This is a genomic window from Streptomyces sp. NPDC008150, from assembly GCF_042956945.1.
Classification (GTDB): domain Bacteria; phylum Actinomycetota; class Actinomycetes; order Streptomycetales; family Streptomycetaceae; genus Streptomyces.
In genome coordinates this window covers 300,882-322,324 of sequence record NZ_JBIBHJ010000009.1, presented here as the reverse complement: position 1 = coordinate 322,324, position 21,443 = coordinate 300,882, and the positions used below count along the sequence as shown (strand labels likewise).

General features: G+C 71.9%; 21 protein-coding genes. 8 read left to right on the top strand and 13 right to left on the bottom strand.

The features are described 5' to 3' along the window. The first annotated feature begins 3 nt into the window (after positions 1-3). From afsQ1 to ACFZA0_RS23390, 5 genes are all read left to right on the top strand, one after another. A complete protein-coding gene (gene afsQ1, locus ACFZA0_RS23410; protein ID WP_391020216.1) occupies positions 4-681 on the top strand; it encodes a two-component system response regulator AfsQ1 in 678 nt (225 codons plus the stop codon). A 100-nt stretch (positions 682-781) separates the two neighbouring features. Continuing rightward, positions 782-2,398, top strand: coding sequence for an ATP-binding protein (locus ACFZA0_RS23405; RefSeq protein WP_391020213.1), 1,617 nt, complete (start codon positions 782-784; stop codon positions 2,396-2,398). Continuing rightward, positions 2,395-3,084, top strand: coding sequence for a hypothetical protein (locus tag ACFZA0_RS23400; RefSeq protein ID WP_391020210.1), 690 nt, complete (start codon positions 2,395-2,397; stop codon positions 3,082-3,084). Before ACFZA0_RS23405 ends, ACFZA0_RS23400 begins: the two co-directional genes overlap by 4 nt. Positions 3,085-3,281: 197 nt before the next feature. After that, on the top strand, positions 3,282-3,863 hold the full coding sequence (locus tag ACFZA0_RS23395) for a VanZ family protein (protein WP_391020207.1): 582 nt from the start codon (positions 3,282-3,284) through the stop codon (positions 3,861-3,863). Between the two features lie 63 nt (positions 3,864-3,926). Beyond that, positions 3,927-4,130, top strand: a complete 204-nt coding sequence (locus ACFZA0_RS23390; RefSeq protein ID WP_391020204.1) for a PspC domain-containing protein — start codon at positions 3,927-3,929, stop codon at positions 4,128-4,130. A gap of 131 nt (positions 4,131-4,261) precedes the next feature. Here ACFZA0_RS23390 and ACFZA0_RS23385 read toward each other — a convergent pair whose 3' ends face one another. Then, positions 4,262-4,615, bottom strand: a complete 354-nt coding sequence (locus tag ACFZA0_RS23385) for an ATP-binding protein (RefSeq protein ID WP_391020201.1) — start codon at positions 4,613-4,615, stop codon at positions 4,262-4,264. A 178-nt stretch (positions 4,616-4,793) separates the two neighbouring features. Beyond that, on the bottom strand, positions 4,794-5,909 hold the full coding sequence (locus ACFZA0_RS23380) for an adenosine deaminase (protein ID WP_391020198.1): 1,116 nt from the start codon (positions 5,907-5,909) through the stop codon (positions 4,794-4,796). Positions 5,910-6,021: 112 nt separating this feature from the next. On the opposite strand from ACFZA0_RS23380, the gene ACFZA0_RS23375 reads away from it, so the two are divergent. Next, entirely contained in the window at positions 6,022-6,783 is a 762-nt protein-coding gene (locus ACFZA0_RS23375; RefSeq protein ID WP_391020196.1) for an alpha/beta hydrolase, read from the top strand. 51 nt (positions 6,784-6,834) lie between these two features. Here ACFZA0_RS23375 and ACFZA0_RS23370 read toward each other — a convergent pair whose 3' ends face one another. Beyond that, complete coding sequence (locus ACFZA0_RS23370; protein ID WP_391020193.1) at positions 6,835-7,797, bottom strand: LysR substrate-binding domain-containing protein; 963 nt, start codon at positions 7,795-7,797, stop codon at positions 6,835-6,837. Between the two features lie 63 nt (positions 7,798-7,860). Between ACFZA0_RS23370 and ACFZA0_RS23365 the strand changes: the two genes are divergently transcribed. Both ACFZA0_RS23365 and ACFZA0_RS23360 read left to right on the top strand, forming a co-directional pair. Next, positions 7,861-9,159: an MFS transporter gene (locus ACFZA0_RS23365; RefSeq protein ID WP_391020190.1), complete on the top strand. Its 1,299-nt coding sequence runs from the start codon at positions 7,861-7,863 to the stop codon at positions 9,157-9,159. Between the two features lie 245 nt (positions 9,160-9,404). Next, positions 9,405-10,421 (top strand): RNA polymerase subunit sigma-70, encoded by a 1,017-nt coding sequence (locus ACFZA0_RS23360; RefSeq protein ID WP_391020186.1) that lies wholly within the window; start codon positions 9,405-9,407, stop codon positions 10,419-10,421. On the opposite strand, the gene ACFZA0_RS23355 is transcribed toward ACFZA0_RS23360, so the two are convergent. The 10 genes from ACFZA0_RS23355 to ACFZA0_RS23310 all read right to left on the bottom strand — a co-directional run bounded on the left by ACFZA0_RS23355 (position 10,305) and on the right by ACFZA0_RS23310 (position 21,071). Beyond that, positions 10,305-10,661 carry an STAS domain-containing protein gene (locus ACFZA0_RS23355; RefSeq protein ID WP_391020183.1) on the bottom strand — a complete coding sequence of 119 codons (357 nt, stop codon included), beginning with the start codon at positions 10,659-10,661 and terminating at the stop codon, positions 10,305-10,307. The two genes, ACFZA0_RS23360 and ACFZA0_RS23355, sit on opposite strands and share 117 nt — an antisense overlap. Before the next feature lie 65 nt (positions 10,662-10,726). Further along, entirely contained in the window at positions 10,727-10,921 is a 195-nt protein-coding gene (locus ACFZA0_RS23350; RefSeq protein WP_391020181.1) for a hypothetical protein, read from the bottom strand. Between the two features lie 108 nt (positions 10,922-11,029). Then, a complete protein-coding gene (locus ACFZA0_RS23345) occupies positions 11,030-12,316 on the bottom strand; it encodes a thymidine phosphorylase (protein ID WP_391020178.1) in 1,287 nt (428 codons plus the stop codon). A gap of 115 nt (positions 12,317-12,431) precedes the next feature. After that, on the bottom strand, positions 12,432-12,845 hold the full coding sequence (locus ACFZA0_RS23340; RefSeq protein ID WP_391020175.1) for a cytidine deaminase: 414 nt from the start codon (positions 12,843-12,845) through the stop codon (positions 12,432-12,434). Then, complete coding sequence (locus tag ACFZA0_RS23335) at positions 12,842-14,104, bottom strand: ABC transporter permease (RefSeq protein ID WP_391020172.1); 1,263 nt, start codon at positions 14,102-14,104, stop codon at positions 12,842-12,844. Before ACFZA0_RS23335 ends, ACFZA0_RS23340 begins: the two co-directional genes overlap by 4 nt. Continuing rightward, entirely contained in the window at positions 14,101-15,231 is a 1,131-nt protein-coding gene (locus ACFZA0_RS23330) for an ABC transporter permease (protein ID WP_391020169.1), read from the bottom strand. The genes ACFZA0_RS23335 and ACFZA0_RS23330 overlap by 4 nt, the downstream gene beginning before the upstream one ends. Beyond that, positions 15,228-16,937: an ATP-binding cassette domain-containing protein gene (locus tag ACFZA0_RS23325; protein ID WP_391020166.1), complete on the bottom strand. Its 1,710-nt coding sequence runs from the start codon at positions 16,935-16,937 to the stop codon at positions 15,228-15,230. Before ACFZA0_RS23325 ends, ACFZA0_RS23330 begins: the two co-directional genes overlap by 4 nt. A gap of 216 nt (positions 16,938-17,153) precedes the next feature. Next, on the bottom strand, positions 17,154-18,212 hold the full coding sequence (locus ACFZA0_RS23320) for a BMP family ABC transporter substrate-binding protein (RefSeq protein WP_391020163.1): 1,059 nt from the start codon (positions 18,210-18,212) through the stop codon (positions 17,154-17,156). A gap of 276 nt (positions 18,213-18,488) precedes the next feature. Then, positions 18,489-19,574, bottom strand: coding sequence for a BMP family ABC transporter substrate-binding protein (locus ACFZA0_RS23315; protein WP_391020160.1), 1,086 nt, complete (start codon positions 19,572-19,574; stop codon positions 18,489-18,491). A 246-nt stretch (positions 19,575-19,820) separates the two neighbouring features. Continuing rightward, positions 19,821-21,071: an amidohydrolase gene (locus ACFZA0_RS23310; protein ID WP_391020157.1), complete on the bottom strand. Its 1,251-nt coding sequence runs from the start codon at positions 21,069-21,071 to the stop codon at positions 19,821-19,823. Positions 21,072-21,443 lie beyond the last annotated feature (372 nt).

The window sequence follows — 21,443 nt, the reverse complement described above, 5'->3', positions numbered from 1 at the left end:
CCCGTGCCTTCCCTGTTGCTGATCGAGGACGACGACGCCATCCGTACGGCCCTGGAGCTCTCACTGACGCGCCAGGGGCACCGAGTTGCCACGGCCGCGACCGGAGAGGACGGCCTCAAACTGCTGCGCGAGGCGCGGCCGGACCTGATCGTGCTGGACGTGATGCTGCCCGGCATCGACGGGTTCGAGGTGTGCCGTCGCATCCGGCGCACCGACCAGCTGCCGATCATCCTGCTCACCGCGCGCAGCGACGACATCGACGTGGTGGTCGGCCTGGAGTCGGGCGCGGACGACTATGTCGTCAAGCCCGTGCAGGGACGGGTCCTCGACGCCCGGATCCGGGCCGTGCTGCGCCGCGGGGAGCGCGAGGCGAACGACTCGGCGACCTTCGGCAGCCTGGTCATCGACCGCTCCGCGATGACCGTCACGAAGAACGGCGAGGATCTCCAACTCACCCCCACCGAACTGCGGTTGCTGCTCGAACTGAGCCGGCGGCCCGGACAGGCCCTGTCCCGGCAGCAGTTGCTGCGGCTGGTGTGGGAGCACGACTACCTCGGCGACTCGCGGCTGGTGGACGCCTGCGTCCAGCGGCTGCGCGCGAAGGTCGAGGACGTACCGTCGTCGCCGACCCTGATCCGTACCGTGCGCGGTGTCGGCTACCGACTGGACGTTCCCTCGTGACCCGTACGCACGAGCGCGAACACGCCCGTACGCGAGGGACGTTCGGGGGGCGGGCCGCGGCGGTGCGCCGCGCGGACGGGGAAACGGGCGGCAGGGCGGCGTGACCGACAAGGTGGGGGGACTCCGGGGCTGGGCCTCGGAGCGCAAGGGCGTTCTGTCACGGCTGCGGTTCACCAGCCTGCGGCTGCGGCTGGTGGTGGTCTTCGGCCTGGTCGCGCTCACGGCGGCCGTGTCGGCGTCCGGGATCGCGTACTGGCTCAACCGCGAGGCGGTGCTGACCCGCACCCAGGACGCGGTGCTGCGCGACTTCCGGCAGGAGATGCAGAACCACGCGGGCACCCTGCCCGTCCGGCCCACCCAGGACGAACTCCAGCGCACCGCCGACCAGATGGCCAACAGCAGTCAGCGCTTCAGCGTGCTGCTGGTCGCGGAGAACGCCGACGGCACCGCCGTCTCCGGCAACTCCGGCGGTCTGAACGGCTTCTCGCTGCGGGACGTGCCGGCCTCGCTGCGCACCGCCGTGAACGGCAGGCAGTCGCCGAGCACCAACGACACGTCGGTCAAGGACGGTTCGGCGACGTACCACCTCTACTGGCAGCGGGTCGTGGAGGACGGCACCCCCTACCTGGTGGCGGGCACCCGGCTGCTGGGCGGCGGGCCGACCGGCTACCTGCGGAAGTCGCTCGAACCCGAGGCGAAGGACCTCAACTCGCTCGCCTGGTCGCTGGGGATCGCGACCGGCCTCGCGCTGATCGGCTCGGCGCTGCTCGCGCAGGCCGCCGCGACCACCGTCCTCAAGCCCGTGCACCGGCTCGGCGTCGCGGCGCGCAGGCTCGGCGAGGGCCAGCTCGACACCCGGCTGCGGGTCTCCGGCACCGACGAACTCGCCGATCTGTCACGGACGTTCAACCGCACGGCGGAGTCGCTGGAGAAACGCGTGGCGGACATGGCCGCGCGCGACGAGGCGTCCCGCAGGTTCGTGGCGGACATGTCGCACGAACTGCGCACCCCGCTCACCGCGATCACCGCGGTCACCGAGGTGCTGGAGGAGGAGCTGGACTCGGAGTCGGGCGGCATGGACCCGATGATCGAACCGGCCGTGCGGCTCGTGGTCAGCGAGACGCGCCGCCTCAACGACCTGGTGGAGAACCTGATGGAGGTCACCCGGTTCGACGCGGGCACCGCCCGGCTGGTCCTCGACGAGGTCGACATCGCCGACCAGATCACCGCGTGCATCGACGCGCGGGCGTGGCTCGACGCCGTGGACCTGGATGCCGAGCGCGGCATCTACGCCTACCTCGACCCGCGCCGCCTGGACGTCATCCTGGCCAACCTCATCGGCAACGCCCTCAAGCACGGGGGCTCCCCGGTGCGGGTGTCGGTGCGCGAGGAGACCGGCGCGGACGCCGCCCTGGTGATCCGGGTGCGCGACCACGGCCCCGGCATCCCCGAGGAGGTGCTGCCGCACGTGTTCGACCGGTTCTACAAGGCGAGCGCGTCCCGGCCGCGTTCCGAGGGCAGCGGCCTCGGCCTGTCCATCGCCCTGGAGAACGCGCACATCCACGGCGGCGGCATCACCGCGGCCAACGCCCCCGACGGCGGCGCGGTGTTCACCCTGCGGCTGCCCCACCTCGGACCCGACCTGCCGCCGGACGGCGGCGACGACCCGGACGCGGGCGACCCGGACGGCGACGCGCCGAAGGAGGGCACCCGATGACCCCGCGTCAGGAGCCGCGCAGCACGCCCCGCCGCGGGCCCCGCCCCGCACCCCGCGCGGGCGCACCCCGCACGGGCGCCGCACGGGCGGCCGGGGCGGTGCTGTGCGCCGCCTCGCTCGCCGCGCTGCTCGCCGGGTGCGGGATCCGCCCCACGGAGGTGCCGACCGACTTCGGCGCGGCCCCCTCCCGGGTGCCCTGCACGCTGTCCGACCCGGACGCCACCGCCGAGGCCGGCAAGGGGGTGCCCGCGCAGGTCTTCCTGCTGTGCGGCTCCTCGCTGGTGACGGTCGACCGCCGGGTCAGCGTCCCGGACGGCACGCCGGACGCCCGGCGGCGGCTGCTGGTGGCCCAGGGGCTGCTCGACTACCTCGCCCGGACACCGTCGGCCGCCGAGCGGCAGGCCGGGTTCACCACCGACGTCCGCGGCGGCATGACGGTGGGCGGGCCGCGCCCCGGGGACCCGGACGACACCCTGCGGCTGAGCACCCCGCCGGCCGACCTCGGTTCGTACGCGCTCGCCCAGATCGTCTGCACGTTCTCCGACTCGGCGGCCGCCGACGGCGACGGCTCCGTCATCCTGGGCGGTCCGGCGGACACCGCCCTGAACCGCTACGAGTGCACGGACGACGTGCGCTCCAAGCCCGGCAGCAGCGCGCCGCCGGCCACCCGGGTCACCGGCGGCTGACCCGCGCCGGCGCCCCGCCGTCCGCGCCCGCGGCCCGCGCCATCCCGGCGGCCCGCGTCCAGCCCGGTGCGCACACGCGCGGTGGGGGCGGGCGGGGCCGGGGACGCGTACCGGCGGCGCCCGTGTGGCGGATGCCTCATCCGTTCGCGGGTGGGCATCCCGGAACCGTTCGTGCCGGGGGCCGCGTCTAGGGGGGCGTGCAGCGTCAAGGCTCCATCGGCGGCAGGACCGCGTTCAGCATCCGCGCGACCGGGGGTGTACTCCTCGTCGGGCATCTCGCGCTCGTCGCATGGTTCGCGCTGCGTCCCCTGAACGTGCCGTGGGTGCTCCCGGCCAATCTCACCCCGCTGGCGGGCATCCGGGCCGACCTGGCGCTGGGCTGGCCGACCGCGGCGGTACGCATCGGGGCGGGCCTCGGGCTGCTCGCTCCGCTGGGGGTCCTGCTGCCGCTGGCGCACGGCAGACTCCTCGCCTCGCCCGTCGTGTCCGCGCTGCGCACGGCCGCCGCGGGCGCGCTGATCTCGCTTGCCGTCGAGCTGCTCCAGACCGGTGTGCCGGGGCGCGTCCCCGACGTCGACGCCGTGCTGCTGAACACCGTGGGAGTCGTCCTCGCGCACCTCGCCGTCGTCCCGGCGGCCAGGTCCCTGCTCCGCCGCAGGGCGGAGCGGCGCGGTGTTACCGCCCTCCCGCAGGGGGAACCCGGTCAGGGCAGGACCCCGACGATTCCCAGGGTGGGGCTCGCCCCGTGGAGCGACGCCCTTCCGCCTTCGTCTCCCTAACGTGGAGGGCATGCGGGGCGGCCGACCGGGAAGCCCCGACCACATGCTCACGAAGGAGCAACGATGACCGCCCTCGCCCGCCCCACAGACGGCCGCATGATCGGTGGTGTGTGCGCAGCGCTGGCTCGGCGCTTCGGCACGTCCGCGTCGACGATGCGGGTGATCTTCGTGGTGTCGTGCCTGCTTCCGGGGCCGCAGTTCCTGGTGTACCTGGCCCTGTGGATCCTGCTGCCCTCGGAGGACAAGGCGCGCCGCGCCGCCTGGTGACCCGCCCGGCCGTGCCCCGGCCGGACCCATGCCGATGGGGCGCACCCCGCGCGGGGTGCGCCCCATCGGCGCGTGCGGTCACGGGGGTTCCACGGACCGCGGAACCCCCGTGCCGCGCAAGGCGGTTCGGGTCAGCCGAGCGGAATGCCGTTCACCGGCAGGCCGTGGGTGGGCAGGCCCTGCACCGGCAGACCGCCGAGCAGGCCGGCGACCGGCTTGGTGGGGCCGTCGGCCAGCACGCGCTGGACGGCGGGCTGCGCGGCGGCGACGCTCGTCTCCAGGGCGGGGGTGGCCTGGGACACGGCCTCCCCGGCGCCCGGGAGGGCCTTGGCGAGGTTCTCGGCGGGGAGGACGTGGGTGACGCCGTTCAGGGCGTCGGTGGCGTCCGGGAGGGCCGGAGCGGCGTTGGCGGCACCCGCGCCGGCGGCGGCGAATGCGGCGCCCAGGGCGGCGACACCGAGGGTCTTGACGGCAGACTTCTTCATGGTGAATGCGTCCTTGAATGCGGTGGGGGGATACGGGGGATCTTGAGCGGTCCACGACCGTAAACATGCGACGGTGTCCGCCGCAAACATCGAAATGCGGACGAATGGTGAACACCCGTCCGCACCCCGCACCCTCCAACACACCCCCAGAGGTCACAGAACCCCTGGTGGGAGGCTTCTAACGGAACAGCCATTCGGATTTCAGTTCGGCATATCCGGGCTTGATCACGTCATTGATCATGGCGAGTCGTTCGTCGAAAGGAATGAATGCTGACTTCATAGCATTGACAGAGAACCACTGGAGATCGTCGAGCGTGTAACCGAATGCGTCGACGAGGCACTCGAATTCCCGGCTCATACTCGTGTTCGACATCAGACGGTTGTCGGTGTTGACCGTCGCCCGGAAGTGGAGCTTGCGCAGCAGCCCGATCGGGTGCTCGGCGTAGGAGGACGCGGCCCCCGTCTGGAGGTTGGAACTGGGGCACAGCTCCAGCGGAACGCGCTTGTCCCGGACGTAGGACGCGAGCCGCCCCAGCTCGACCGTGCCGTCCTCCGCGACCTGGATGTCGTCGATGATGCGCACGCCGTGCCCGAGCCGGTCGGCGCCGCACCACTGGAGGGCCTGCCAGATGGACGGCAGACCGAACGCCTCGCCCGCGTGGATGGTGAAGTGGTTGTTCTCGCGCTTCAGGTACTCGAAGGCGTCGAGGTGCCGGGTGGGCGGGTAACCGGCCTCGGCGCCCGCGATGTCGAAGCCCACGACGCCCAGGTCCCGGTAGCGGTTGGCGAGTTCGGCGATCTCCAGGGCGCGGGCCGCGTGCCGCATCGCGGTGAGCAGCGCGCCGATGCGGATGCGCCGGCCGGCCTCGCGGGCCCGCCGCTCCCCTTCGCGGAAGCCCTCGTTGACGGCCTCGACCACCTCTTCGAGGGTCAGGCCGCCCTCCAGGTGCTGCTCGGGCGCGTACCGCACCTCGGCGTAGACGACACCGTCCTCGGCCAGGTCCTCCGCGCACTCGGCGGCCACCCGCACCAGCGCCGCACGGGTCTGCATCACGCCGACCGTGTGCGAGAACGTCTCCAAGTACCGCTCCAGGGAACCGGAGTCGGCGGCCTCGCGGAACCAGACGCCCAGCTTGCCGGGATCCGTCTCCGGCAGTGCGGCGTACCCCGACTCGCGCGCCAGCTCGACGACGGTGCCGGGGCGCAGCCCGCCGTCCAGGTGGTCGTGCAGCAGGACTTTGGGTGCCCGGCGGATCTGGTCCAGGGCCGGGATGTTCTCGCTCTGGCTCGTCATTGCGGAACCATAACTCCTACGCGCGTAGAACGCTCGTCCCGCCCTCGGCCGATATCCAACGGTGACCCCACCGAAGGGTGGCGTACACCGGCGCTTCTGACACTGTTCTGTCATGGCAGAGCAAGTGGCGCCGGTGCGAACGGCCAGACTGGGCAGGGCATTCGGGCCGGAACCGACGTCGGTGAGCGGGGCGGTGCTCCTGCTCCCCGGGGGCGAGGAGGTCTCCGGCCGCAGACCCTCGGCGGTGCTGGCGGCGGCGTCCCTGCGCGCCCTGGGCCGCCGCCTGGTGCGCGCGGGCCGGGAGGACGGCCTGGCCACGCACGTGGTGCACTACCGCGGGCGCGGCTGGAACGGCAGCGAGGCGCGGCTCGCCGCCGACGCGTCCTGGGCGGCCGACGAGATCGTACGGCGCTACGGCGACGTCCCGGTGTGCCTGGTCGGCGTCGGCATGGGCGGCCGGGCCGCCCTGCGCGCGGGAGGCCACGAGGCCGTCAACTCGGTGGTGGCGCTCGCCCCTTGGCTGCCCGAGGAGGACGTCGCGGCGCCACCCGAACCGGTGAAGCAGCTCGCCGGACGGCAGGTGCTGATCGTGCACGGCACCAACGACTCGCGCACCGATCCGGAGTTGTCCTTCCGGCTGGCCGCGCGGGCGAAGAAGGCCAACCGCGACATCTGCCGGTTCGAGGTCCACGCGGACGGCCACGGACTGCACCAGTACCGCGGTGAAGTCCTGTCGCTCACCGAGAACTTCGTGATGGGCGCGCTGTTCGGCCGACCGCTGTCCCGGCCGGTGCAGGACGCGCTCGCGGCGCCTCCCCCGCTGGGCCTGCGGATGCCGCTCGCGGCGGGCTTCGGACGGTCGTTGCGGCGTTAGCCGCACCACGGCGGCCCAACTACCGCGCTGCCGCTGCACCTTGACGGCACGTCAGTCGGGCAGCAGGCTGCCCCGGCGCGCCAGCAGGAACTTCTTGAACGCGGCGACCGGGGGCGTGTCCGGATGCCCGTCGAGCCAGGCGACGCCGATCTCGCGCACGGCGCGCGGCGCGGTGACCGACAGCTCCACGACTCCGGGACGGGGAAAGGCGGGCGGCGGCAGCAGCGCCACGCCCAGGCCCGCCGCGACCAGGCCGCGCAGCGTCTCGGCCTCCTCGCCCTCGAAGGCGACGCGGGGCCGGAACCCGGCCTCCTGGCACAGGTCGTCGGTGATCCGGCGCAGCCCGTAGCCCGGTTCCAGGGTCACGAAGGTCTCGTCGGCCGCCTCCGCCAGACGCACCCGGCGGCGCCGCGCGAGCCGGTGGTCGAGGGGCACGACGAGGCGCAGCTTCTGCTCGTCGAGGCGCCGCGCGACGAGGTCGGGCGCGTCCGGCACCGGGGACGTCAGGCACAGGTCCAGCTCGCCCGAGCGCAGCCGCCCGATCATCGCCTCGCCGTAGTTCTGTACCAGGGAGAACCGCACCCGGGGGTGGTCCGCGCGGAAGGCGCGGATCAGCGCGGGCACCGTCTCGGAGCCCATGGTGTGCAGGAACCCGAAGGCGACCTTGCCGGTGGCGGGGTCCGCGTCGGCGCGCACCTCGTCGGCGGCCCGCTCGATCTCGGCGAGGGCCCGTTCGACGGAGCCGAGGAAGGTGCGTCCGGCCGCCGTGAGCGACACCGTCCGGCCGTGCCGGGCGAACAGGCCGACGCCCAGGTCCTGTTCGAGCCGGACCATCGCGCGGGACAGCGTGGACTGCGGCACCGCCATCTCCGCCGCAGCCCGCGTGACGTGCTCGGTGCGGGCGACCCCGGCGAAGTGGACGAGCCGCGGGGCGAGCAGCGCGACGATGTCTTCCCCGTCACGTTCGTCACTGGACGATGACAGGCGTGGCTGTGACCTTTGCTGATGCTCCATGGGAACGATTATGGCGATTCCATGCATTGGACGGATCAGCGAGCGAGGACAAGACTTTGCGGCATGTCTCCCGCCGATACCGGGGCGTCCACCGTCGTGGACGCCGCCGCACCCGCCACCGCACCGGTCGACTCCTCCTCCGCGCGCGAGGACTCGCGCCTGACCCCCGGCGGCCCCGGCTACCGCCGGATGAGCTTCGCCCTCTTCCTCGCCGGAGTCGCCACCTTCGCGCTCCTCTACTCCACGCAGGCGCTGCTGCCCCTGGTCTCGGACGACTACGGCGTCACCGCGGGCGACGCGAGCTGGACGGTGTCGGCGGCGACCGGCGGTCTCGCGCTGTTCGTCCTGCCGCTGAGCGCCCTGTCGGAGCGGTTCGGGCGCCGCACGGTGATGACCGCCTCGCTGTCGGTCGCGGTCGCCGTCGGACTGCTCGTGCCGTTCGCGCCGTCGCTCGGCGCGCTGATCGCACTGCGCGCGGTGCAGGGCGCCGCGCTCGCGGGACTGCCGGCCTCGGCGAACGCCTACCTCTCGGAGGAGGTCAGGCCCCGCGCGCTGGTCACCGCGATCGGCCTGTTCGTGGCGGGCAACAGCGTCGGCGGCATGAGCGGCCGGATCATCGGCGGCTGGCTCGCGCAGGAGTGGGGCTGGCGCGTGGCGGTCGCCGTGATCGGCGTGATCGCGGTGGCGTGCGCGGTGGCGTTCCGGCTGCTGCTGCCCGAGCCGCGCCACTTCACCGCGGGCTCGCTGCGCCCGCGCGACCTGGGCCGCACCGTCCGTGACCACCTCTCCGACCCGCTGCTGCGCCGCCTGTACGTGATCGGCGCCCTGTTCATGGCGGTGTTCGGCGGGGTCTACACGGTCATCGGCTACCGGCTCACCGGCGCGCCGTTCTCGCTGTCGCAGGGCATCGCCGGCTCGGTCTTCCTCGTCTACCTGGTGGGCACCGTCTCCGCGTCGACCGCGGGCCGGCTGGTGGGCCGGGTGGGCCGCCGCGGCGCCCTCTACCTGGCGGGCGGCCTGACCGCGACGGGCCTGCTGGTGTCGCTGGCGGACTCCCTCGTGCTGGTGCTGCTGGGCCTGGTGCTGATCACGGCGGGGTTCTTCGCGGGCCACGCGGTGGCGTCCTCGTCGGTCAGCAAGACCGCGACGCACGGCCGCGCACAGGCGTCGGCGCTGTACCAGTCCGCCTACTACATCGGCTCCAGCGCGGGCTCCACGCTCGGCGCCGTCGCCTTCCACGCGGGCGGCTGGTCCGGCACGGTCGGCATGGGCCTGCTCGCGGTCGCCGGCGTCGTGGCGATCACCGTCCTGGGCTCGCGCGCGGCACGCGTCGCGGCCCGGCGGGAGCCCGTGGCGGTCTGACCCCCGTCCGGCTCCGCCCCGTGTGCGCCCGCGCATCCGCACCGCGCGCACGGACCGTGCACCGCCCGTGGCCCGGCCGGTCACGGGCGGTGCGCGTTCACGTCCCGCAGGCGAGGCTCGGCGCCCCCTCCCCCACCTGCGGTTTCCCCGACTCGCCCTGCCGTTGTCAGTGGGCTGCGGTACGTTCCGAAGTGCTGGGCGCAAGGGCGCGCGACAGGTGGGCCACAGGGGTGGGTGGACGGACCATGACTGACGGAACGGCGACGAGGACGGACCTGGACGCGAGTCTGGAGAAGTACCGCGTCGAACTGACCGGGTACTGCTATCGCATGCTCGGCTCCTCCTTCGAGGCCGAGGACGCGGTGCAGGACACCCTGGTGCGCGCGTGGCGTGCCTACGACAGCTTCGAGGGCCGTTCCAGCCTGCGGTCCTGGCTGTACCGGATCGCGACCAACGTCTGCCTGGACATGCTGACCGCCGGCAACAAGCGCGCCCGGCCGATGGACCTCTCCGAGTCGACGCCGCTGGCCCAGGTGGCCCTGACCCCCCGCCCGGACAACGTGTGGCTGGAGCCGATGCCCGACGCCCGGGTGCTGCCGACCGTGGACGACCCCGCGGAGGCGGCGGTGGCCCGGGAGTCGGTGCGGCTCGCGTTCATGGCCGCGTTGCAGCAACTGCCGCCCAAGCAGCGGGCGGTGCTGATCCTGCGCGAGGTGCTGGCCTGGCACGCGAGCGAGGTCGCCGAGCTGCTCGACACCTCCGTCGCGTCGGTCAACAGCGCGTTGCAGCGGGCCCGCGCCACCCTCGCCGAGCGCGCGCTGTCGGGCGCCGACGCGGCGGTGAGCGACCCGCTGGACGAGGAGCAGCAGAAACTCCTGGAGCGCTACGTCGCCGCATTCGAGGGGTACGACATGGCGGCCCTGACGGCGCTGCTGCACGAGGACGCCATCATGACGATGCCGCCGTTCGACCTGTGGCTCACCGGTCCCGCGGACATCACCGGCTTCATGACGACGGTCGGCGCGTCCTGCGCGGGTTCCCGGCTGCTGCCGGTGCGGGCCAACGGCCTGCCGGGCTTCGCGCACTACAAGCCGGACCCGGAGGCGGGCGGCTTCAGCGCGTGGGCGGTGCAGGTGCTGGAGATCTCAGCCGGGCGGATCACCGGGTACCACTGCTTCCTGGACGTCCCGCGGTGGTTCCCGCTGTTCGGGCTCCCCCTCCACCTCGAAGCGGAGTCCGACGAGGTCGAGGAGGGCGCGTAGCGCGGGGGCCGCGGACCGCAGCCTGATCAGCCCGCCCGCCCGGCGGGCGGTGAGCTGGAGCCGGGCCAGCAGCTCGACGGTGCCGAGCCCCGGCAGCACCACCGGCGCGACGTCGCAGATCACGACGCGGACCCCGGGCGCCTCCAGCAGCGCGCGCACATCGCCGCACAGCTCCGCCACCGCCTCCCTGGTGACGGGGCCGGCGGGGGCTCGTACGAGGGGGATCTCGGCGGCGTCCACGTGCGGTAGACCGCGGGGGGCGGCTCAACTCATCGGCGGGGCGCGCCGCGGCTTCCGCCGGTGCTTCAGTCGACGGGAAAGTCGCCGGTGTCCAGGGACGGCCCGAAGGGCTCGGGAAGAGCCACCGGCTCACCGAACTTCCCGGTGTACAGCGTGCGGTACGCGCCGCTGCGGGGCTCGCCGTAGAGGGTGACGGTCGGGTCGTCGGGGGCCCAGCGGTCGATGAGGAGGTAGTGCCGGCCCGTCGTGAGTGCGCTCATGGCGGTTCTCCCATCGGTACGTCACCGATCCCAGCATGCCGAACGGGACCGGCACAGGTCCACCGGTCCCGTTCACCCACACGGGGAAACCCCACGTCAACCCCGGGTTCAGCCGATACGTTCCAGCACCACCGGCGCCGCCGTGAACGCCGTACCGGGCGCCGCCACGTCGTACGAACCCCCGACCGCCTCCAGTGCCGCCGCGAACCGTTCCGGGGTGTCCGTGTGCAGGGTCAGCAACGGCTGACCGGCGGTCACCGTGTCGCCGGGCTTGGCGTGCAGTTCGACGCCCGCCGCGGCCTGCACCGGGTCCTCCTTGCGGGCGCGGCCCGCGCCCAGCCGCCACGCGGCGATGCCGATGTCGTACGCGTCCAGCCGGGTCAGCACGCCGGTCGCGGGCGCCGTGACGACGTGCTGCTCGCGGGACGTGGGCAGCGGGGCGTCCGGGTCGCCGCCCTGGGCCGCGATCATGCGCCGCCAGGTGTCCATCGCGGAACCGTCGGCCAGCGCCTTCGCCGGGTCCGCGTCGGGCAGACCGGCCGCCGCGAGCATCTCGCGGGCGAGCGCGAGGGTGAGCTCGACGACGTCGGCGGGGCCGCCGCCCGCCAGCACCTCGACCGACTCGCAGACCTCCAGCGCGTTGCCGGCGGTCAGACCGAGCGGGGTGGACATGTCGGTGAGCAGGGCGACCGTGCGCACCCCGTGGTCGGTGCCGAGGCCGACCATGGTGGACGCCAGTTCGCGGGCGTCCTCGATCGTCTTCATGAAGGCGCCGCTGCCGACCTTCACGTCCAGGACCAGCGAGCCCGTGCCCTCGGCGATCTTCTTCGACATGATCGAGGACGCGATGAGCGGGATCGCCTCGACCGTGCCGGTCACGTCGCGCAGCGCGTAGAGCTTGCGGTCGGCGGGGGCCAGCCCGTCACCGGCGGCGCAGATCACCGCGCCCGCGGTGTCGAGGACGGCCAGCATCTCCTCGTTGGAGAGCAGCGCCCGCCAGCCGGGGATCGACTCCAGCTTGTCGAGGGTGCCGCCGGTGTGGCCGAGGCCCCTGCCGGACAGCTGCGGCACGGCGGCGCCGCACGCGGCGACCAGCGGGGCGAGCGGCAGCGTGATCTTGTCGCCGACGCCGCCCGTGGAGTGCTTGTCGGCGGTCGGGCGCGACAGCGAGGAGAAGTCCATGCGCTCGCCGGACGCGATCATCGCGGCGGTCCAGCGGGCGATCTCGCGGCGGTCCATGCCGTTGAGGAGGATCGCCATGGCGAGGGCCGACATCTGCTCGTCGGCGACCGTGCCGCGCGTGTAGGCGTCGACGACCCAGTCGATCTGCTCGTCGGTGAGTTCACCGCCGTCCCGCTTGGCGCGGATGACGGAGATGGCGTCCATGGCGGCCATGGGTGTCCCTTCCGGAGAGTGCGGAGTGCTGGAGAGGAGAAGAGCGAGGGCCCCGCGCGGTGCGCGCGGGGCCCTGGTGCGGCGGTCGGGCCGCGGTGCGCCGGCAGCCGTGCGGCTACGGCTTGGCCGCCCCCGACAGGTGCCCCGGGCCGAACGCCTGCGGCAGCATCGCGGACAGCGGGAGTACGCCCCGCGGGGTCTCCAGGAGGAGTTCCGGTCCGCCGAACTCGAACAGGAGCTGGCGGCAGCGCCCGCACGGCACGAGCACCTCGCCCCGTCCGTCGACGCACGTGAAGTGCGTCAGCCGGCCGCCGCCGGTGACCTGCAACTGCGAGACGAGACCGCACTCGGCGCACAGGGAGATCCCGTACGAGGCGTTCTCGACGTTGCAGCCCGACACCGTGCGGCCGTCGTCGACCAGGGCGGCGGCGCCGACCCGGTAGCCCGAGTAGGGCGCGTAGGCGCGGGACATGGCGTCCTTCGCCGCCGTGCGCAGCGCGTCCCAGTCGATGCCGGAGACTCGGCTCAAGCTCCTTGTCCCTTCCGGTAGGGCAGCCCGTCGGCCTTCGGCATCCGCAGGCTCTGCGCGGACAGGGAGAGCACGAGCAGGGTGACGATGTACGGGGTGGCCGTGACGACCTGCTTGGGCACCTCGTCCGTGGCCGCGTACCAGACGAACATCAGCACGGCGACGGCCGCGGTGACGACGGCCGGCACGAACCGCCTGCGCCACAGCAGGTAGCCGAGGCCGAACACCAGCAGGATGGCCAGCAGCAGGATCAGCGCGTGCACGTTGGTGGTGCCGCCGCGCAGGTTGAGGCTGTCGGTGTAGCCGAACAGGCCCGCGCCGAGGGCCAGTCCGCCCGGCATCCAGTTGCCGAAGATCATCGCGGCGAGGCCGATGTAACCGCGGCCCGCGGTCTGCCCGTCGAGGTACACGTTGGACGCGACGATCGACAGGAACGCGCCGCCGAGGCCCGCGAACCCGCCCGAGATGATCACGGCGATGTACTTGTACTTGTAGACGTTGACGCCGAGCGACTCGGCGGCCACCGGGTTCTCGCCGCAGGAGCGCAGCCGCAGGCCGAACGCCGTGCGCCACAGCACCCACCAGGTGACCGGGACGAGGGCGACGGCTATCACGGTGAGCGGGGAGAGGTCGGTGATCAGGCCGCCGACCAGGCCGGCCAGGTCGGAGACCAGGAACCAGTGCTTCCCGTTCAGGCTGTCCAGCCAGTGCGAGAGCCCCGGGATGTCGAAGGTGCCGAGCGAGTCGATCGGCGGGGACTGCTTGGAGGAGCCCTCCGGCGCGTCCTCGAAGGTGAACTTCGACAGGTAGCGGGTGGTGCCGAGCGCCAGGATGTTGATGGCGACACCGGAGACGATGTGGTTCACGTTGAACGTGACGGTGGCGACGGCGTGCAGCACGCCGCCGAGGACACCGCCGAGGATGCCGAAGACGACACCCGTCCACGGGCCCCACTGGTAGCCGGCCCAGGCACCGAACCAGGTGCCGAGGATCATCATGCCTTCGAGGCCGATGTTGACGACGCCCGCGCGCTCCGCCCACAGGCCGCCGAGACCGGCGAGGCCGATCGGCACGGCGAGGCGCAGCGCGGTGGACATCTGGCCGGTGGAGGTGATGCCGTCGGCGCCGGTGATCAGGCGCACGACGGAGGTCAGGACCAGTACGCCCGCGATGATCATCAGGAGTACGGGCAGGGAGACCCGGCGGCCGGACCTGCCGGGGAGCTGAGCCTTGGGCCTGTCGATGGTCGCGGTACTCATCGGGCCGCCACCTCCTCCTTCACGGCGTTGGTCTGGGCGGCTGCGGCGGCCAGTTCGGCGCCGACCCGCTTCTGCTGACGGCGCAGGCCCCACTGCCGTACGGCCTCGTACGAGATGACGACCGCGAAGACGATCAGGCCCTGCATGATCGTGGCGATCTCCTTCTCGTACGCGACCGGGGTCGCGTAGTCGAGGGCGGGGGACGCCTTGTCGAGGAAGGCCACGAGGAGCGCGGCGAACGCGATGCCCACCGGGTTGTTGCGGCCGAGGAGCGCGATGGTGATGCCGGTGAAGCCGAGCCCGGTCGGGAAGCTCAGGCTGTACGTGTGGGTGTCGCCGAGCAGCAGCGGCAGGCCGGACAGGCCCGCGACCGCGCCGGAGATCAGCATCGCGGTGAGCACCATGCGCTTGGCGTCGACGCCGGAGGCGGCGGCCGCGGTGTCCGAGGCGCCGGTGGCACGCAGGTCGAAGCCGAACCGGGTGCGGTTGAGGACGATCCAGTAGACGACGCCCATGAGGATCGCGAGGAAGACCAGGCCGTAGATCTCGCCGACGTCCGCGCCGAGGTCGATGCCGGGCACCCAGCCGGACTTCTTCATGTCACCGGTCGTCATGTTGTTGCCGACCTGGACGCCGAACTTGTCGGAGAGGGTGAGGTAGCCGATGAGGCTGGTGGCGATGGCGTTGAGCATGATCGTGGAGACGACCTCGCTCACGCCGCGCGTCGTCTTCAGGACGCCCGCGATGCCGGACCAGAACGCGCCGGTGAGCATGCCGACGAGCAGCAGCACCGGCACCTGGAGCACACCGGGCAGCGCGATGTGCGCGCCGACGACGGCCGTCATCATGGCGGCGAGGCGGTACTGGCCGTCGACGCCGATGTTGAAGAGGTTCATCCGGAAGCCGACGGCCACGGCGAGCGCCGCCAGGTAGTACATCGACGCCTGGTTGAGGATCAGCACCTGGATGTCGGAGTACCCGATCTGTTCCAGCATCAGGTGGTAGGGCTCGACCGGGTTCTTGCCCGAGGCGATCAGCACGACCGAGGTCAGCACGATCGCCGCGACGAGCGCGATGACCGGTCCGGCGACGGCGAGGAGCACGCGCTCCCTGTCGAACTTCTTCATCGGGCCTCGTCCTCCGCGGCGTCGTCTTCAGGGGCGGCCTCTTCCAAGGGGGCCCCTTGCCCGGCGGCCTCTTCGTGCTCGTCGTGCGCTTCGTGCTCGTCGTGCTCTTCGTGCTTCAGGTGACCGGACGCGGCGCCGGTCATCGCCGAGCCGAGTTCCTCGGGCGTGATGGTCGCGGGGTCCGCGTCGGCGACCAGCCTGCCGTTGTAGATCACCCGCAGGGTGTCCGACAGGCCGATCAGCTCGTCCAGGTCGGCGGATATCAGCAGCACCGCGAGCCCCTCGCGCCGGGCCTCGCGGATCTGGTCCCAGATCTGCGCCTGCGCGCCGACGTCCACACCGCGCGTGGGGTGCGCGGCGATCAGGAACTTCGGGGTGTGGCTCATCTCGCGGCCGACGATCAGCTTCTGCTGGTTGCCGCCGGACAGCGAGGCGGCGGTGACGTCGATGCCGGGGGTGCGCACGTCGTACTCCTCGACTATGCGCCGGGTGTCCTGCTGGGCACCCTTGGTGTCGAGCCAGAAACCGCCCCTGCCACGGCTGTTGGGCTTCTCCGTGACGTGGCCGAGGATGCGGTTCTCCCACAGCGGGGCTTCGAGGAGCAGCCCGTGGCGGTGCCGGTCCTCGGGGATGTAGCCGATGCCCTGCTCGCGGCGCCTGCGGGTGGGCCAGGCGGTCATCTCGGTGCCGTCGAGGGCGAGGGTGCCGGAGTCGGCGTGCTGGAGGCCGATGAGCGCCTCGATCAGCTCGGTCTGTCCGTTGCCCTCGACGCCGGCCAGGCCGAGCACCTCACCGGCGTGGATGGTGAAGGTGATGTCGTCGAGGACGGCGCGGCCGCCCTCTGCCTCCAGGCGCAGCTTGTCGACCTGGACGACCGGGCGGTCGGTGACGGTCGACTCGGCGGTCTCCGGGGTGGGCAGTTCGCTGCCGACCATCATCTCGGCGAGCTGCCGGGAGGTGGTCTCCGCGGGCACCGCCGTGCCGACGGTGGTGCCGCGGCGGACGACGGTGATGTCGTCGGCGACCGACAGCACCTCGCCGAGCTTGTGCGAGATGAAGATGACCGACAGGCCCTCGGACTTGAGCTCGCGCAGGTTGGCGAAGAGCGCGTCGACCTCCTGCGGCACGAGGACCGCGGTCGGCTCGTCGAGGATCAGGATGTCGGCACCGCGGTAGAGGACCTTGAGGATCTCCACGCGCTGCCGGTCGGCCACGCCGAGGCTCTCGACCAGGACGTCCGGGCGCACGCCCAGACCGTAACGGTCGGATATCTCCTGGATCTTGCGCCGTGCTCCGCCGCCGATGCCGTGCAGCTTCTCGCTGCCGAGGACGACGTTCTCCAGGACGGTGAGGTTGTCCGCCAGCATGAAGTGCTGGTGCACCATGCCGATGCCGCGGGCGATGGCGTCGGCGGGCGACGAGAAGGTGACCTGCTGCCCGTCGACCGCGATGGTGCCCTCGTCCGGCTTCTGCATGCCGTAGAGGATCTTCATCAGGGTGGACTTGCCGGCACCGTTCTCACCGACCAGGGCGTGCACGGTGCCCCGGCGGACGGTCAGATGGATGTCGTGGTTGGCCACGACACCCGGGAATCGTTTGGTGATCCCCGCCAGCTCGACCGCGGTCGTCGGCCGGGCGGAGGACGGAGGGCTGCTGGACGCGTCGATGGCGCACTCTCCTTGGGAAAGGGGCCGCTCTACGCGCATAGCGCCCCTGCCTTGAATAGTGCCCGTCACCGGTCGCCGCCGATTCCGCCGCCGACTCATCGCTGACTCGCCGCCGATCGCCGTCGATCGTTCCGGGCATTTGCCGCGCGAACGGGGCACGGGCAGATCATCCTTCCCGCACCCCGTTCCGCGGCCGTAACGCTGCCATTACAGCGCTCTTTTGGCCATGCTTCCGGCCGCCTCGCGACCGTTCGTTCAGGAGGTCTTGACCTTGATGGAACCGTCCTTGATGCCCGCCTCGGCCTTCGTGAGCGCGGCCTGGAGTTCGGCGTTGCCCTTGAAGGTCGGGTTGGAGTCGGCGAGACCGACGCCGGCGTTGGAGAGGCTGCCGCGGACCACGCCGGTCTGCGGCTTGCCGTCCTTGATCACGGACTTGACGAGGTCGTAGACCGCGCCCGACACGTTCTTCATGGCCGACGTGAGGATGCTGTCCTTGTACTTGGCCAGCGCGCTCTGCGCGTACTGGTCCGAGTCGACGCCGATCGCCCACACCTTGTGCGCGGCCGCCGCCTTGATGACGCCCTGGCCGGAGAGGCCGGCCGCCGCGTAGACCACGTCGGCGCCGTCGTCGATCTGGCCCTCGGCCGCGCTCTCGCCCTTGTCGGGGCTGGAGAAGCCGCCCTCGGCCGCCGTCTCGGTCAGGTACTGCGACTTGACCTTGACCTTGGGGTTGGTGTCCGTGACGCCCTGCTCGAAGCCCGCCTCGAACTTGTGGATCAGCGGCACGTCCACACCGCCGACGAAGCCGACGGTGTTGGTCTTCGTGGTCATCGCGGCGGTGACGCCCGCGAGGTACGACGACTCCTCCTCGTGGAAGACGAGGTCGGCGACGTTGTCGGCCTTGACCGTCTCGTCGTCGATGATGCCGAAGGTGACCTTCGGGAACTTCGCCGCGGCCTCCTTGACGGCGGGCGCGTACGCGTAGCCGACACCGATGACCGGGTTGTAGCCGGCCTTCGCCAGCGTCTCCAGGCGCTGCGTCTTGTCCGCGTCGGACTCGCCGTCCTGCGGCTCAACGTCGCGGCCGGTGACGCCGAACGCCTTCTCGGCCTTCTGGAGACCCGCGTACGCCGCGTCGTTGAAGGACTGGTCGCCCTTGCCGCCGACGTCGTACGCGAGGCCTATGCCCTTGCTCTTGCCGCTGTCACCGCTGCCGCCGGTCGACTCGCTCGAAGAGCTGCCGCAGGCGGATACGGTGATGGCGAGGGTAACGGTCGCAATGCCTGCAACGGCCAAACGGGACACCCGGCGCATGGAACCATGACTCCTTCGTGCGAGCGCCCGCTCCAGGCGCTGATTTCGCGGCAGCGTAACGCGCGTAGACCTGACGGAAAAACCCTTCTGTCCGGTCCGTTACCGAGATGTGGCCGCAGGGCGACGCCGAACTACTCAGCGCAGTCCGCCCCTTGCTGAAGGCAAGCGCCGGGCGACGGAAACGGACCGGCGGCCCGGGGTGCGGGGGCGCACGACGGAGCCCCGGTCCGGGCCGCGGGCGGCTCGGACCGGGGCTCTCCCCGACGATCGGGCGGGTTACTTCGTGTTGACGGTGATCTTGCCGTCGATGATGTCCTGCTTGGCCTTGGCGACGGCCGCGGCGACGTCCGTCATGGCCTTGTACTTCGGGTTGGTGTCCGCGAAGCCCACACCGTCGTTGGCGAGGCTGCCGCGCACGACGCCCTTGAGCGGCTTGCCGTCGTAGACGGACTTCACGAGGTCGTAGACCGCGCCGCCGACGTTCTTCAGGGCCGAGCCGAGGATGTAGTCCTTGTACTGCGCGAGCGCGCTCTGCGAGTACTGGTCGGAGTCGACGCCGATCGCCCACACCTTGTGCGCGGCCGCCGCCTTGATGACGCCCTGGCCGGAGAGGCCGGCCGCCTGGTAGACGACGTCCGCGCCCGCGTCGATCTGGCCCTCGGCCGCGCTCTCGCCCTTGTCGGGGCTGGAGAAGCCGCCCTCGGCCGCCGTCTCGGTCAGGTACTGCGACTTGACCTTGACCTTGGGGTTGGTGTCCTTGACGCCCTGCTCGAAGCCCGCCTCGAACTTGTGGATGAGGGGCACGTCGACACCGCCGACGAAGCCCACCACGTTCGACTTGGTCGTCTTGGCGGCGGCGACACCGGCCAGGTACGAGGACTGCTCCTCGTGGAAGACCATGTCGGCCACGTTGTCGGCGACGACCGTCTCGTCGTCGATGATGCCGAAGGTGGTGTTCGGGAACTTGGCCGCCGCCTCCTTCAGCGCGGGCGCGTAGGCGTAGCCGACGCCGATGACCGGGTTGTAGCCGGCCTTCGCCAGCGTCACGAGGCGCTGCGTCTTGTCCGCGTCGGACTCGCCGTCCTGCGGCTCGACGTCCCGGGCCGAGATCTTGAACTCCTTCTCGGCCTTCTGGAGACCCGCGTACGCCGCGTCGTTGAAGGACTGGTCGCCCTTGCCGCCGACGTCGTACGCGAGGCCTATGCCCTTGCCGCTGTACCCGCCGGACTTGCCGTCGGACGGCTTGGCGCTGGAACTGCTGCTACTGCTGCTCGACTCGCCGCAACCGGTCGCCGCGAGCGCGATGACGGCGACGGCGGCCGCCGCTTGGGAGAACCTGGTCCTCCGAGACCTCAGACGCACAGTAAGAACCCCTTCATCCCCACGGCCGCGTGACCGGACCGCTTCCCCAACCCGCCGCCACCATTGGCGATTTCGGCGCACAGTAACGCGCGTAGAAGTGCAGGGGAACGGGGTTCCTCGCGGACGTTATCGATTCGTGCCAGGGCCGGGTTACGGCGGCGCGTCCGCGGTTACGGGGGAATGTCGCAGGCGGACGAAGGGGTGCCGATCGGGCACCCCCGCGTCAGGTCACGGCATCCGTGCCGGTCAGCGCGCCGCGTCCAACAGGGCGGTGGCGGTGAAGAGTTCGACGCCGACCGTGATCGCGGCCTCGTCGACGTCGAAATCGCCCTGGTGCAGGTCCCGGACGATGCGCTCCCCCGGCGTGCGGACGCCGAGGCGGGCCATCGCGCCCGGGACCTGTTCGAGGTACCAGGAGAAGTCCTCACCGCCCAGGCTCTGTTCGGTGCCCTCGACCGAGCCCGCGCCGCGTCGCGCGGTCATGGCGTCCCTCAACAGGTCGGTGATCACCGGGTCGTTGACGACCGGCGGGACACCGCGGACGTACGTGATCTCGGACTTGGCGCGGTGCAGCGTGGCGATCTCGTCGACGGCGGCGTGCACGATGTCGGGTGCCTGCCGCCACGATTCGAGGTCCAGGCAGCGAACGGTGCCGGAGAGCTCGGCGTGCTGCGGGATGACGTTCGGCGCGTGCCCGGACTGGATGCGGCCCCAGGTCACGGCGAGGCCGGAGCGGGCGTCGACGCGGCGGGCGACGACGGCGGGCACGTCGACCGCGACGCGGGCGGCGGCGGTCACCAGGTCGGTGGTCAGGTGCGGCCGGGCGGTGTGTCCGCCGGCTCCGTCGAGGGCGATCTCCAGCCGGTCGCAGGCGGAGGTGATCGGACCGTGCCGCAGCCCGATCCGGCCGGCGTCGACCTTGGGGTCGCAGTGCACGGCGACGATCCGGCCGACCCCGTCCAGCGCGCCGCCGGCGATGGCGTCGGCGGCGCCGCCGGGCAGCACCTCCTCGGCGGGCTGGAAGATCAGCCGCACCGGCCGCGGCAGCTCGCCCCGGCGGTGCATCGCGGCGAGGACGAGGCCGGCGCCGAGCACGACGGTGGTGTGCACGTCGTGGCCGCAGGCGTGGGCCCGGTCGGGCACGGTGGACCGGTAGGCGCACTCGGTCTTGGTGTCGGGGACGGGCAGGGCGTCGATGTCGGCGCGCAGCGCGAGCATCGGCTGTCCGCCGTCCCAGGTGCCGGTGTCGTTGTCGATGCCGATGTCACAGATGAGCCCGGTGCCGATGCCGAGCACGCGGGGCTGGAGCCCGGCGCGTTCGAGGCGTGCCTTGATGGCGGCGGTGGTGCGGAACTCCTGGTTGCCGAGTTCCGGGTGCATGTGCAGGTCACGGCGGAAGGCGACCAGCTCGGCACGCAGTTCCTCGGGCAGCCCGCCGGGGAGGAGGACCCGCTCCGCGTGGCCGGCGTCTGCGTCGGACTCTCTGGGCAGGGACATCAATTGGTTCACCCTCTGAAGGGTAGGACGCCCGGACGGCCAACTGACCCGAGATCAACAAAAGTTCAACCCGATAGGGGAAGAAAATCTGACGGCCGGACGCATGAGTGGAGGTGGTCAGGGGTAAAAAAGGGCCTGCCTTTTGCCGACCCCGGCACGACCGAGCACACCCGGTCAGGTGGGCGGCCCCGGTTCCTTGGCTCATACACCCACTCCTCACGAGTACCACGCCGTGCCTTCGCCACACAAAGGTGTTCACGGGCCGGACGGAGTGGGCATCGTCGACCGGGGACCTGGAGCCTGGATCGAGGCTCCACGGCCGGCGGGCGGTCCCCGTCGAGCGTCGTTGCTTCGGCGGAGGTGACCGACATG